This is a genomic window from Mycoplasmopsis lipophila (assembly GCF_045276895.1).
In the GTDB taxonomy this organism is placed as follows: domain Bacteria; phylum Bacillota_I; class Bacilli_A; order Mycoplasmatales; family Metamycoplasmataceae; genus Mycoplasmopsis; species Mycoplasmopsis lipophila.
This window is the reverse complement of the sequence record NZ_CP174165.1, coordinates 605,667-620,339: the sequence shown is the minus strand read 5'-3', so window position 1 is coordinate 620,339 and position 14,673 is coordinate 605,667. Positions and strand designations below refer to the sequence as shown.

Genomic DNA, 14,673 nt, shown 5'->3' with positions numbered 1-14,673 from the left:
GAGTTTAGATGGCTAAAAAAAATAAAACTAATGAAGTTTTAGATGATCAAACTTTATTAAATTTGCAAGATAATGAAAATAATGTTATTAAAGAAAATTTAGATTCTATAATGTCTGACCGTTTTGGTAGATATTCAAAATATATTATTCAACAAAGAGCTTTACCTGATGTTAGAGATGGACTTAAACCCGTTCAAAGGAGAATTCTTTATTCAATGTATGAACTAGGTTTACAATACACTAAACCATATAAAAAGTCAGCTCGTGTTGTTGGGGATGTAATTGGTAAATATCACCCTCATGGTGATAGTTCCATTTATGAAGCTATGGTACGTATGGCCCAAGATTGAAAAATGGGTATTACTTTGTTAGATATGCATGGTAATGTTGGTTCTATTGATGATGATCCTGCGGCTGCTATGCGGTATACAGAAATAAGATTAGCTAAAATAGCTGATTATGTTATTGGAGATTTAAAGAAAAATACTGTTAAATTTGCTCCTAACTTTGATGATTCAGAAAATGAGCCTACTGTTTTGCCTTCACTTATTCCCAATTTATTAATTAATGGTGCAAAAGGGATTGCAGCAGGTTTTGCTACAGAAATGCCTCCTCATAATTTAGGAGAAGTTTTAGATGCTGCTATTGCTAAGATAAAAAAACCAAATTTACCTAGTTTACAGTTAAATAAGTATATTTTAGGTCCAGACTTTCCTACTGGTGGAGTAATTTATGGAACTAAAGGAATTGATGAAGCATTTGAAACTGGTAGAGGAAAAATTACTTTAGTTTCAAGATATGAAAATCAAGAAGATGAAAATAATAAATATATTGAAATTAAAGAAATACCTTTTGGAGTTATTAAATCAAAATTAGTACATGACATTGATACTATTATAGCTAATGAATCTGTATCAGGATTATTAGAAGTTAAAGATCAATCAGATAGAAATGGAATTAGTATTTTAATAACTTTAGATAAAAGTGCTAATGAAAAAGTTATTTTAAATTATTTGCTTCAAAAAACTGAAATGCAAGTATATTACAATTACAATAATGTTGCAATTGTAGATAATTCACCTAAACTTTTAAATTTAAATCAATTATTGGATAGTTATATAAATCATATTAGAGATATTAAAACAAAAGTATTAATTTTTGATTTAGAAAAAGCTAAATTAAGATTAGAAATTGTTTTAGGTTTCTTAAAAGTTGCTGAAATTACTGATGAAGTTATTAAAGTAATTCGTCAAAGTGAAAATGGAAAACAAGGTGTTATTGAAAATCTTATTTCACATTTTGATTTTACTTTAAATCAAGCAACCGCTATTGCTGAATTAAGACTTTATCGTTTAAGCAAAACCGATAAAGAAGCATTTTTATTAGAAAAAGAAGATTTAGAAAAACAAATTGCTTATATGGAATTACTTTTATCAAATCAAGATGAATTTGATAAATACTTAATACAAACTTTAAAAGATATTAAAAAGGAATTTGCTACTCCTAGAAAAACAAGTATTGAAGATGAAGTTTTAAAAACATCATATAGTGAAGCAGATTTAGTAAAGCATGAAAATACCATTATTACAGTTTCTAAGCATGGATATTTAAAAAGATTTAGTAAAAAAGTTGAAGAAACTAATGATTTAAGAGTTATTGGTGTAAAAGAAGATGACAAAATTATTTTTTATGAAAATACTGCTACCACCAATAATTTATTAGTTTTTACCAATTTAGGGCATTATGCTATTATTCCAGTATTTAAAATAGAAGAAACAAAATGAAAGGAATATGGAATTCACTTAAGTGATTTTGTTGAGCTTTCATCTGGTGAAGAATTAGTTTCTGTAATTAATGTTACTGATTTTAATATTTTAAATTATGTATGTTTATTCTCTAAAAAAGGTATAGGTAAAAGAGTACTATTAAGTGATTTTATGGTTTCACGTACTAGCAAAACTTTTACTGCTATAAGTCTAAAAGATGGAGATGAATTAGTAGATGCTAAATTATCAAATGGATATAAGGATGTTTTATTAGTTTCAAGTATGGGATATGCTTGAAGATATTCAGAAAATGAAGTTCAAATTTATGGACCTAAATCTGGAGGAACAAATTCTTGTCATCTTTATCCAGGCGATTATATTTGTGGTTTTGTTACAGCTTTTGGTAAAGAAACTATTACAATGATTTTTAAAGAAAAATCAATTAAAAGAATTAAATTCCAAGATGTACCTATTACTACAAAAAAAACAATTGGAATTCCTATTTATTCTAATAATAAAAATAAACCTTTACATATTACAGGAATGAGTGTAACTCGTTCATCAACAAAAATTTTAGTTAAAAATGCTGATAATGAAACATTTTTAGAAAAAGTTAGTGATTATCAATTTAGTAAAATTCATGATGGTGTTTCAAAAATTAAAACCAATAATGTTGAATTTTCAACTCTTAAAATTTTTGATACCACTTTATCAATAGATGATGAAATAAATGATCAAACTCAAACAGTTGAACTTGACATTAATGAAATAATGAATAGCAAAGCTGAAGAAGTCCAAGAATTAAAAAATAAAACTAAAAAAGTTAAAAAAGAATCAATTATTAAAAATCAAGATAATCAAGTTTTAGATTTAGAAACAATTGAAGAAACAAAAAATAAAAAAATTGATGTTAATATTGCTAGTGAAAATAATAAAAAATTAGAAACTAAACAAGTAAATAAAAATAAATATGAAAAATCTAATTTAACTGAACAACAAATTATGGAACAAGCAGAAGCGAAATTGGATGCGGTTTTAGATTTTGATATTGATAGTATTCTAAATAAATTAAATAAAAAGAAATAAATTATTATATAATGAATATGTCAAATTAAAAATAAAAGGAGTTGTCAAGGTTTGGCAACTCTTTATTATTCTTAACTAAAATAGGAGGAATATTGGATTATAAAGAATCACTTATTAAAGAATTTGACTCATTAATTTTTGATGCGTATTTAGTAAAAGAAAATAATTTAAATAGCTTAGAAGTTATTTTAAATGAACATAATTTTGAAAAAATTTCAATTTATACTAAAAGCATAAATGAATTTATAGATAGAACTTTTCCTAATAATAATTTAGATTTTATATCTGTTTTATCAAAAGGAATAAATTTAGAATATCAATATGAAGAACTAAATATAAATAATGAATTACTTAAATTTTATTTAGATAAAAGTGTTAAAGGTAAAAACATTTATATTGGAAAAATAATAGAAAAAAAAGTTGATCAAATTTTAATATCTTGAAATAATCATGGCCGTTTTCAAAAACAATTATTAGATAAAAATAATCTTAAAAAAATTGAAAAATATATTAAATTATAATTTATTTATTAACCTATAAAGGAGTGGAATATGGAAAAAAATAATAATCATAAAGAAGAACAAAATGAACTTTACAAAATTATAGAATTGTATGAAAAAAATGAAAAAATAAAAGCAGAAGATTTTATAGAAATGTTTGAAGGCTCATTAACAAGAATTTTAGCTAAAGATATTGATCCAGAAATTGAAATTAAATTGGAAATTAATCGTAAAGATAAAATTGCCAATATTTATAACATTAATGGTGAAGTTGTTGAGGATAATGAAGCGCAAGACCTTGCTACTTCTACATTTTTAATTGGTATAACAGAAGCTAAAAAAATTGATTCAAATATACAAATAGGGGATAAATTTAAAATTCTTATTAACCTAAGCGATCTTAAAAAAATCTTTGCAAATTCTGAAGTTTTAGCAAACACCAAAAAAGCAGAAGAAAAAGGTAAAAGAATATTAAATGCCATTTATAATGCTTTTAAACAGAATATTTCTGAATATAAGAAAAAGCAAATCTTTTTAAAATTTTCTCCAAGAATTGGTGAAGAATTTGAAGCAAAAGTTTTAGATAAAAATAATGATGGATCTTTCAATGTAAGTTTACGCCTAGAAGATGATTTAGTTTCTGCTTATTTACCAAAAGAAAATATTTCTTCAAGAAAAATTTTGAAAAATGGAGAAAGTCTTAAAGTAATTTTAGAAAGTGTTTCTGAAGATAGCAAATTATCACAATTATGTGTTTCTGTTGATTCACCAAAAATTTTAGAAGAAAAATTAAAAAGAGAAATACCAGAAATAGCTGAAGGTTATGTAGAAATTGTTTCTCTTGTTAGAAAACCAGGTGAAAGAACTAAAATTGCTGTGGTAAAAACTTCCAAAGCACCTGCAGATATGGATGAAATTGGTTCTATCATTGGTAATAAAGGTGAAAGAATTAATGCTGTTTCAAATGATTTGGATGGCGAAAAGATTGATGTTATTCGTTATTCAAATGATATAAAACAATTTTTAAAATCTGCTATGAGTCCAGCTAAAGTTATTGATATTGTGGCTAAAAAAGATGAACCTGATTGTAAAAACTTTTTTGTTATAGTAGAAAAGAAAAATTTAACAAATAGTATTGGTAAAAAAGGAATTAATGTTTCTTTAGCATCTGCTTTAACTAAAACTAAAATTGATGTTATTTCAATTGAAGAAGCAGAAGAGAAAAAATTAAAATTCACTAAAATAATTCCAAATCCTGAAAGAATATTTGTTCCAAGAAATAACGCTCCTAGAAAACGTAAAAATTCTAATAGTGAATATTTTGGAAATATCGATATTGATATGACAGATTTTAATTCTGATTTAGAAAGTTTTAAAGAGAAAGAACAAGAAATGTTTGAAACTCAAGATATTTACTTAATGGGCAATGAAGATTTATATTCAAAACATTTAGATCAAGAAATAAATGAAAATAAAGAAGAAGATGAAAATACTGACAATCTAATTTCAAAAGAACAAGAAGAAAACAAAACTAAAGAAGAACCAAAAATAAAAACTAATTATAAAGAAGTTAAAGAAGCTATTAAAAACTTTAAAGATGATAAAGATTTAGCAAATTTTGGTCTTGATAGTGATATTAACTTAGATGATATAAATAATGCTGATTGAGATGAATAAAAATAACACTTTTACAAGAAAATGTATAGTTACTAATGAAATTAGAGATGTTAATGAATTAATTCGTTTTAACCTTTCAAAAGTACAAAAAAAAGTTACTTTAGATTTAAAAAGAACTAAAAAAGGAAGAGGAGCTTATTTTTATCCTACATATAACAATTGAGAAAAAATAGTTAAAGGTAAGGCTTTAAATAGAACCTTTAGAATAAATGTTCCTAAAGAAACTTATGAAAAAATATATAAAGAATTGGAGACAAAAAAATGCCTAAAAAGAATAGACTAAGTAATGTAGAAGATGTTAAAAATCAATTATTTGAAGTTAAAACAGAAGTTAAAGATGGGGTTTTTGTTTTTACAAACAAAATGTCTATTGTGGATTTTGCTTCAAAAATTAAACAAAATGCTAATGAAATTGTTAAGAAATTTTTCTTAAAAGGAAAAATGTATCCAATTAATCACATTTTAGAAGAAGAAGAAATTGCTGAATTATGTTTTGATTTTGGTCTTGATTTTAAAAAAGAAACCAATGTTGATGCTAGTAATTTTCTCAATACAGTTGAATTTATTGATGATGAAAAATCTTTAACTGTAAGACCTCCTATTGTTACAGTTATGGGACATGTTGACCATGGTAAAACAACTTTAATTGATAAAATAAGAAAAACTAATGTTGCAAAAACCGAAAGTTCAGGAATTACTCAACACACTGGTGCATATCAAATAGTTTATAAAAACAAAAAAATAACTTTTATTGATACTCCTGGACATGAAGCTTTTTCAGAAATGCGTTCAAGAGGTGCTAAAGTAACTGATATTATTATTTTAGTTGTAGCAGCAGATGATGGGGTTATGCCTCAAACTAAAGAAGCTATTAAACATGCTAAATTAGCAAAAGTACCTATTATAATTTTTGTTAACAAAATGGACAAAAAAAATGTTGATTTAGACCGTATTAAAGGTGAATTAGCTGAAAATGATGTTTTAATAGAAGAATATGGCGGTGATGTTCAAATCGTTTATGGTTCTGCTTTAACAGAAAAGGGAATTGATCAATTATTTGATGCAATCAATTTATTAGCAGATTTATTAAATCTAAAAGCCAATAGAAATAGATATCCAATAGGAACGGTTATTGAATCTAAAATAGATAAAGGTATAGGACCTGTTTCAACTTTAATAGTAGAAAATGGTACCTTATATAAAGGTGACTTTTTAGTAGCTGGTTCTGCTTGTGGAAGAATTAGAACTTTAGTGGATGCTTTAGGAAACCCATTAGAAAGAGCACATCCTGGAACTCCTGTTATTGTTTCTGGATTAAATAACTCACCATTAGCAGGTGATAGATTTATAGGATTCCAAGATGAAAAATTTGCTAAAAAAATAGCTAATGAAAAAGAAACTGCCGATCGTAAAGAAAGACTTTTAGAAGCTACTCAAACTATTGATTTAGATGGTGATAAAAAAGTTATCAATGTTATTATTAAATCAGATGTGCAAGGAACTGCTGAAGCTATTAAATCTAAAATTCAAGGTTTAGATAATGCTGAAGCTTCAATTAATGTTATTTCTGCTGCTGCTGGTCAAATTACTAATAATGATTTATTATTAGCGCAAGCTTCAAAAGCAATTATTTTTGGTTTTAATATCAAACCTACACCAAGTATCAAACAAGCTGCTAAAAATGCAAAAATTGATTTAATTGTTCATGATGTTATCTATAACATTTTAGAAGCAGTGGATTTAATTTTAGAAGGTCAAAAAGCACCTGTATATGAAGAAAGAAAAATTGGTACTGCTCATATTATTAAAATCTTTAAATTTTCAAAAGTTGGTAATATAGCGGGATGTATGATGGATGAAGGAATTGTTAAATCAACCGCTAAAGTAAAACTCATTAGAGGCAAAAAAATTATTCATACCGGTTCTTTAGATTCTTTAAGAAGAGATGTTAATGATGTTAAAGAAGTTGAAAAAGGCAAAGATTTTGGTTGTCATTTCAAACACTTTGAAGATATTCAATTAGATGATATTTTAGAATTTTATGAAGACATAAGAGTGGACAACATTAGTTCTTCTCTTGAAAATTCAAAAAATAAAAATAAAAAATAATCGAGGATAATATGAATTTAGAACAATATATTCGTGATGTTAAAGATTTTCCTATTAAAGGAATTGATTTTAAAGACATTTCTCCTTTATTAGCAAATGGAGAAGCTCTTAACTATACTATTGCTAAAATGGCTGAAATAGCAAAAGATTGTGATTTAATTGTAGGACCTGATGCTAGAGGTTTTCTTTTTGGAACTCCTACTGCTGCTTTTTTAAAAAAACCTTTTATTATGGTAAGAAAACCAGGAAAATTACCAGGAGAAACTATTTCTATGACATATGATTTAGAATATGGATCAAATAAATTAGAAATTCAAAAAGGTTTTATAAAAAAAGGACAAACCGTTGCTATAGTAGATGATGTTTTAGCAACTGGAGGAACCACTAATGCAATCATTAAGTTATTAGAATCCCAAGGTGCCGTTGTTAAAAAAATAATATTACTTTTAGAATTAAAAGCATTAAATGGAAGAAAAAAATTTCCTGCTTCTATTGAAGTTAATTCATTAATTCAAGTCTAAGGAGAAAAATGTTTGGTGATTTAACAGAAAGAAAAATAATTGAAATCATTGAAGAAAACAAACTTCAAATCACTAATAATTTAATTAAATACATTGCTAAAAATCCTCTTTTATTAGATAAAATTGAACTTTATCAATTAGCTTCTTATGCTAATGATTTAAGAATAGGAAACAAACCTTCTTATATAGAAACTAATTTATTAAATTCTATTAGAAAAAATTTACCTAGTCTAAATAAAAGAACTTTGGAAATTACAGATCCTTATTGTGGAGTTGGAATCTTTTTACCTATTTTATTAGAAAGATATGAAGATAGCAAAAGCATTATTAATTTTACTTTTATTGATAATGATAAAAATACTATTGAAGTTGCTAGAGCTTTAGCGAAACATATAACTTTAAAAAGAGGGAGAAATGTAAGTTTTAAATTAGGTGAATTTTTAAGAAAAAGAACCTTAAAGGCAGATTTATTAATTAGTAATTTTCCTAATTACCGTTCTTCATATGCGTCTTTAAGAAAAGAATTTCCAGGTTTAGCAAAAGATTTACCAGGAGTTCAAAGTATTTCGGCTTTATATTTGAAAAAAGCATTAGTTTTTGCGAAATATATTGTTGCAATTTTACCTAAGAGTTTATTGTTTACAAGTGAATTTAAAAAGCATCGTGCCCATTTATCGAGAAGAAATATTTATGCGATTGTTGATTTAGATAATCGTGGAATTGTAAATCAACAATATGAAAACATTTTATTATTTGCTCAATTAGATAAAAAATTAGACTTATCTAATAATGTGGAAATTTATAATGTAAAACAAGAAAAATCTCATATTGTAAATCAAAGATTTATGACTTCTTCTACTTATCCTAATTGAATTCTTTATAGAAATACTTTTTTTAATTCTATTGCTAAAACAATGAAATTTAATATTTTTTCAAGTGGAAAACATAATATTGAAAAGCCCTCAATAAATAATAATCCAAATGATTGTTGATTAATTCAACCCTTTAATATAAACAACAAAGGAAAATTATTTCATACAGAAAATGATATTTATTTTAACAAAAACGAATTAAAATCTAATACGAATGCTGCTAAAACTATTGATAAAGAAACTTTTATTGTGAATATTACCAATAGCAAAATTCAAGTGGTTAAAAAACCAATTAATGCAGCTATTTCAGATAAATTATATGAATTAGAATTAAATGAAGAAAATGAAAAAACTCAAGTTTTAAATAAACATATTGAATTTTTAAATTCTTCAGAATTTTATGATTTTTATCAATTAGCAACTAATTATTCTTCAAAAAGTAATGCAATTGATTCTAATACCATTTTCTATTTTGGACTTAAAGAAGATGAAACAGTAGTAAAAAATACTGTTACTCAAACTTTAAATTTTGAAAAAGAAAATGAATTTAATCTTATTGAAGAAGAAAATATTGAAACTAAAGATTTTGATGAAGATGATTTTCAAGATGATGAAGAATTTGATGATAATGAAAATGAATTTAATTAATTAGAGGTAAAAATGAATAAATATACTGATCAAGAACAAGCTAGAAGGAATAAATTAGATTTTTATGCTTTAAAAAATATTATTCCTTTTAAAAAAGCTTACAAATTAGGAAAAATCACTTATAGTGATGAAATTATTAAAAACTTTAATAAAAAATCACGTGAAGATTTAGAAAAGAATGTTTCTATAGTTTCTATTGCTGGAAGAATTATTGGTTTAAGAGGTCCATTTATAATCGTAAAAGATTATCATGGAAAAATTCAAACCTATTACAATAAAAAAACATTCCCTAAATATAGTGAATTGGTTAATTCTTTAGATTTAGGTGACATTGTATTAATTAAAGGTGAAGTAATGAAAACTCATACTAATGAAATTTCATTACGTGCCACTAAAATTGAACTTTTAACTAAGTCTTTAAAACCATTACCAGAAAAATATCATGGTTTAACTGATGTTGAAGAAAAATATAGACATAGATATTTGGACTTAATCACTAATGATGATTCGGTTAAAGCTTTTTGAACAAGAACTAATATCATTAAAATTATTCGCTCATATTTTGATAATTTAGAATATATGGAAGTTGAAACCCCTATTTTAAGTGATTATTTATCAGGCGCAGCAGCTAGACCTTTTACTACTCATCATAATGCTTTAAATCAAGAATTTACACTTAGAATTGCTACTGAAATTGCATTAAAAAAATTAATTGTAGGTGGAATTGATAGAGTGTATGAAATAGGAAGAATCTTTAGAAATGAAGGTTATGATACTACTCATAATCCTGAATTTACTTCTATAGAATTTTATGAAGCATATTCAAATATTGAAGGCATGATGAATAGAACTGAAAAACTATTCAAAGAAATTGCTAAAACTTTAAAAGTTAAAACCGTTATAAATAATGGAATAGAAATTGATTTAACTAAACCATTTAATAAAATTGATATGATAGATGCTGTTTCTAAAGCAACTTCAAAAGATTTTAGAAATATTACTTTTGAAGAAGCTGTAGAAATTGCTAAAACTTACAATATTAAAATTGAAAAATTCTTTACAACAGGCCATATTATCAATTCTTTATTTGAAGAATTAATTGAAAAAACTTTAATTCAACCAACTTTTGTTTATGGACATCCTATTGAAATTTCTCCTCTTACAGCTAAAGCAGATGATCCTCGTTTTGTAGAAAGAGCAGAACTATTTATCAACACTAAAGAATACGCTAATATGTATACAGAACTTTCTGATCCCATAGATCAATTAGAAAGATTTGAAAGTCAATTAGAAGAAAAAAATAGTGGAAATGATGAAGCAAGTGATATAGATTATGATTTTATTGAAGCTTTAGAATATGGAATGCCTCCAACAGGTGGATGTGGAATTGGAATAGACCGTTTAGTAATGCTTTTTGCTAAAAAATCTTCAATTAGGGATGTTTTACTATTCCCAACTTTAAGAAGAATAAAAAAATAATTTTTTAAAAACAGATATCTTTTTTATAGAAAATACAAGGTATCCGTTTTTTAAAATATTGTTATTTAATTTAAGTAGATGTAACTTATGATAAGTCCTTTGTATGAAAACTTTCTAATTTAGGAACCCTTCTATCCAAATTATCTATTTTGTTTTCAAGTCTATTAATTTCTTTTTTAAACTCATCTTTAGTAACCATTAAAAATTTAAATAAAGAAAAAAATTTATTTATAATAAATCAATTTTCTAAAATTAAAAATATAATTATAATATTATGAAAAAAGAAGAAATTAAAAAAAATAAAACATTACTATTGAAAAACATTATTTTTAATGGTTTGTTTGCTTTACCTTTAATAACATTTAGTTGTAAATCAACCCCCCCCCGAAACTAAAAATATAAATAAAATAACTATACAAGATATGCTAGGAGAAAAAGTTACTATAAATAAAAATCCTAAAAAAGTCGCTTGCATTTCAAGAACTTCATATGATTTATTAGTTGCTTTTGGACTAGAAAAAAATATTGCTGGAGTATTTGAAACAATTAAAAATAATCCATGAACAAATATTTTTGATGAAAATATTAATAAAAAATATAGTTTAAAATATAAAGAAAGTTCTGAGTCATTATTATCTAAAAATATTGATTTGGTTTTTTCACCAGAACAATATTTAACTAAACAATGAAAAAATGATGGAATTAATGCCGCCAATATTTCTCTTTACCATAAAGATGGATTTAAAAATTACGTTTATTTTTATGTTGATTTAATAACCAAAATTTGAGATGATCCAAAAGTAAAAGAAAAAGCAAATCAATGAAAAGCATTAATGCAAAAAGCTATTAATACCATTGAAGAAAAAATCAAAAATAATAATTTACCTAAAAAATCAATTTATTATATTAGAGGTGATAGAAATAGAGGAATAAACTATACCGATAATGGTAATTCATTTATTGAATATGCTTATAATCTTTTAAATTTAAGATATTTAGGAAAAGAATTTAAAAATAATCAGCCTTCCATTGAAGAAATTATTAAATTAAATCCTGATTTAATTTCTTTAGGAGGAATTTTTCAACATCAATTAGAAAAAGAGTTAAAAAAACATAACTATTTAAAAGCTGTTAAAGAAAATAAATATTTTAATATTCCTGTTGGCTTAACTCCCTTTGAACAATTAAATGTATTTTCATCTGCATTTTTATATGATCAAGCTAATAAAATTTATCCTGAATTATTTAATTTTGATGTAAAAAATGAAATCCAAAAAATATCTAAATTATTTTTTAATAAAGAATTAACAAATCAACAACTAAACTATATACTTCAAGGTTTATCACCTGATGGAAAAATCCAAAGTTAAAAAATACTATTTTATAGTGTTTTCTTTTTCAATAATTGTTTTACTGCTTTTATTTTTTGCTTCTTTATATGCCGGAAGATATAAATTTAAATGGTTGTATTTTTGAAATGGTTTATTTCAAAGAGAAAATTATGAAAATGAATCAAAAATTATTTTAAATTTAAGATTACCTAGAACCATAGGAGCAATAATCATTGGTTCTAGTCTTAGTTTAGCTGGTTATTTATTTCAAGAAATATTCAAAAATAAACTTGTTTCTCCAAACTTATTAGGTGTTTCTAATGGAGCAGGTGTAGGCGCTATTCTAGCTATTTTAATTGGCTTACCTATTTTATGAATTAGTTTAATGTCTTTTATTTTTGGAATTGTAACTGTTATTTGTACTATTTTTTTATCAAAAATATTTAATAAAAATACAGGAAATTTAACTTTTGTTTTAGCAGGTATTATTATTGGAAGTATAACTAGTTCAATTATTGGATTAATTAAATATATTGCTAATGAAAACACTACCTTACCTACCATAACATTTTGGCTACTAGGTTCTTTACAAAATATTAATTTAAAAATGGTTTTACCAGTTCTTTTTATAAATAGTATTTGCATATTAATAGTTTTTTTCTTAATAAAACCTATATCTCTTTTATCATTGGGTAAAAACGCTTCAGAAACCAAAGGATTAAATTATTTTTTAATTATGAGCATAGTTATTATTATTACAACTATTTTCACTGCAACTTCTGTTTCTATTTCGGGGACCATTTCTTGAGTAGGATTAATAATCCCTCATATTGTTAGAATATTTATTCAAAAAATCAATAATGGTAAAAATTATTTGATGGCATTTTCATTATGCATTTTATGAGGTGCTATATTTATGCTTATATCTGATATTATTTCTAGAACCTTTACTAGTTCTGAAATACCAATTTCAATAATAACAGGAATATTTGGGGCAATAATTTTTGTAATTACAATTATTTGAGAAAGGTTAAAAACAAATGGAACCAATATTAGAAATAAATAATTTAAATTTTAAATATTCTAAATATCAAAAGGAAATTTTAAAAAATCTAAATTTTAAAATTGAGCACCAAATAAATTTTATTCTAGGCCTAAATGGAATAGGTAAAAGTACATTATTAAAAATAATTACTGGTATTGAAAAAAAATATAAAGGTGAAATAATTTTAAAAAATACACTAAATATAAAAAAATTATCTAACTTTAAAAAGTCAAAAATAATTGCTTATGTTTCTCAATTAACAGATGACAATAATGATTTTTTAGTAAATGATTTTTTAAGATTAAACTTATATAATCAAAACATTAAATCTTTAAAAAAACAAAATGAAATTATTTCAAAATATGCTAAACAATTTGAAATAGAAAGTTTAATTAATAAAAACTATAATGAATTAAGTGGAGGAGAAAAGCAAATAGTAAATATTGTTAGTGCTTTTGTTCAAAATTCTGAAATTATTATTTTGGATGAACCTACATCTGCCTTAGATTTAGCTAATAAAGAAAAAATTTTAAGCATTATAAAAAATAATGCTGATAAAAAAATTTTTATAATTTCTTCTCATGAACCAAATCATGCTTTATTATTAAATGCTTATGTATATATAATCAATAATTCACAAATTCAAATTGAAGGATTCGCTAAAGATATAATAAATAAAAACAATATGCAAAAAATCTATGGAGATTCAATATGTTATTCTAATGAATTAGAATATAAGTCAATAGATATCAAAATAAAATAAAAATCTTCACCATTAAATGAAGATTTTTTTGTTATTTTGAAGATTTTTTAGTTTGAGTTTTAGCCAATCTTTGATTAAATTTATCAATCATACCAGTTGCTTTTGTTTTAGCTTTATCACCAGTATAAACTACATGACATCCTGAACAAACATCAATAGAAATATTTTTCTTAGTTGAACCAAATTTAAATTTTTTACCACAAGTAACACATACCGCATCAATTGTATAATATGCTGGATGAATATCTTTTTTCATTCTTACCTCTTATTATTTTGAGTAATACTCAACAACTAAGTTTTCTTTTATTTCTGGATGAATTTCATTTCTTTCAGGTAATCTATCAAAACTAATAACGAAATCTTTAACTGTTAATCAATTAGCTGGTTTTCTATCTTTCATATTTTCAACAATTTGAACATTTTTTCTAGAACCCTCTTTTAAGGTTATTTTATCATTGATTGAAATAATCATAGATGGAATATTAGCTTTATGACCATTTAAAGTAAAATGACCATGTGTAACTAATTGTCTAGCTTGTCTTCTTGTATTTGCTAAACCTGAACGATAAACTAAATTATCTAAACGACTTTCTAATAATTGTAAAAAGTTAGTACCTACAATACCTTTAATTTTGGTTGAACGTTCAAAAAACTTACGTAATTGTTTTTCATTCATACCAAAAATATTTTTGATTTTTTGTTTTTCGTATAAGTGTAAACCATAATCAGAAAGTTTAACTTTTTTCTTTCCATGTTGACCTGGTGCATAAGTTCTTTTTTTACCTTTAGCAAATTCTTTACCAGATTCTAGAAAAGAGTAACCATAACGACGTGCTTTTTTAAAAGCAGGTCCAGTATATCTTGACATAATACCTC

Annotated in this window: 13 protein-coding genes; 11 read left to right on the top strand and 2 right to left on the bottom strand. The window is 24.4% G+C overall.

Annotated features, from left to right (window positions below):
• The first annotated feature begins 8 nt into the window (after positions 1–8).
• The 11 genes from parC to ACJA27_RS02675 all read left to right on the top strand — a co-directional run bounded on the left by parC (position 9) and on the right by ACJA27_RS02675 (position 13,797).
• Complete coding sequence (parC, locus tag ACJA27_RS02725; protein ID WP_406617773.1) at positions 9–2,852, top strand: DNA topoisomerase IV subunit A; 2,844 nt, start codon at positions 9–11, stop codon at positions 2,850–2,852.
• Positions 2,853–2,944: 92 nt separating this feature from the next.
• A complete protein-coding gene (locus tag ACJA27_RS02720; RefSeq protein ID WP_406617772.1) occupies positions 2,945–3,373 on the top strand; it encodes a hypothetical protein in 429 nt (142 codons plus the stop codon).
• A 30-nt stretch (positions 3,374–3,403) separates the two neighbouring features.
• A complete protein-coding gene (locus tag ACJA27_RS02715) occupies positions 3,404–5,029 on the top strand; it encodes a transcription termination/antitermination protein NusA (RefSeq protein WP_406617771.1) in 1,626 nt (541 codons plus the stop codon).
• The gene (locus ACJA27_RS02710) at positions 5,022–5,312 is read left to right on the top strand and encodes a YlxR family protein (protein ID WP_406617770.1); all 291 of its coding nucleotides are present in this window, start codon (positions 5,022–5,024) and stop codon (positions 5,310–5,312) included. The genes ACJA27_RS02715 and ACJA27_RS02710 overlap by 8 nt, the downstream gene beginning before the upstream one ends.
• Entirely contained in the window at positions 5,291–7,138 is a 1,848-nt protein-coding gene (infB, locus tag ACJA27_RS02705; protein WP_406617769.1) for a translation initiation factor IF-2, read from the top strand. Before ACJA27_RS02710 ends, infB begins: the two co-directional genes overlap by 22 nt.
• An 11-nt stretch (positions 7,139–7,149) precedes the next feature.
• Positions 7,150–7,659, top strand: a complete 510-nt coding sequence (locus ACJA27_RS02700) for an adenine phosphoribosyltransferase (RefSeq protein ID WP_406617768.1) — start codon at positions 7,150–7,152, stop codon at positions 7,657–7,659.
• 8 nt (positions 7,660–7,667) lie between these two features.
• Positions 7,668–9,179 (top strand): DNA methyltransferase, encoded by a 1,512-nt coding sequence (locus tag ACJA27_RS02695; RefSeq protein ID WP_406617767.1) that lies wholly within the window; start codon positions 7,668–7,670, stop codon positions 9,177–9,179.
• A 12-nt stretch (positions 9,180–9,191) separates the two neighbouring features.
• Positions 9,192–10,658: a lysine--tRNA ligase gene (lysS, locus tag ACJA27_RS02690; protein WP_406617766.1), complete on the top strand. Its 1,467-nt coding sequence runs from the start codon at positions 9,192–9,194 to the stop codon at positions 10,656–10,658.
• Between the two features lie 422 nt (positions 10,659–11,080).
• Positions 11,081–12,028 (top strand): ABC transporter substrate-binding protein, encoded by a 948-nt coding sequence (locus ACJA27_RS02685; protein WP_406617765.1) that lies wholly within the window; start codon positions 11,081–11,083, stop codon positions 12,026–12,028.
• Positions 12,009–13,055, top strand: coding sequence for a FecCD family ABC transporter permease (locus tag ACJA27_RS02680; RefSeq protein ID WP_406617764.1), 1,047 nt, complete (start codon positions 12,009–12,011; stop codon positions 13,053–13,055). Before ACJA27_RS02685 ends, ACJA27_RS02680 begins: the two co-directional genes overlap by 20 nt.
• Positions 13,030–13,797 (top strand): ABC transporter ATP-binding protein, encoded by a 768-nt coding sequence (locus tag ACJA27_RS02675; RefSeq protein ID WP_406617763.1) that lies wholly within the window; start codon positions 13,030–13,032, stop codon positions 13,795–13,797. The genes ACJA27_RS02680 and ACJA27_RS02675 overlap by 26 nt, the downstream gene beginning before the upstream one ends.
• 31 nt (positions 13,798–13,828) lie before the next feature.
• Here ACJA27_RS02675 and rpmE read toward each other — a convergent pair whose 3' ends face one another.
• Positions 13,829–14,053, bottom strand: a complete 225-nt coding sequence (rpmE, locus tag ACJA27_RS02670) for a 50S ribosomal protein L31 (protein WP_406617762.1) — start codon at positions 14,051–14,053, stop codon at positions 13,829–13,831.
• Between the two features lie 12 nt (positions 14,054–14,065).
• A complete protein-coding gene (gene rpsD / locus ACJA27_RS02665) occupies positions 14,066–14,665 on the bottom strand; it encodes a 30S ribosomal protein S4 (protein ID WP_406617761.1) in 600 nt (199 codons plus the stop codon).
• Positions 14,666–14,673 lie beyond the last annotated feature (8 nt).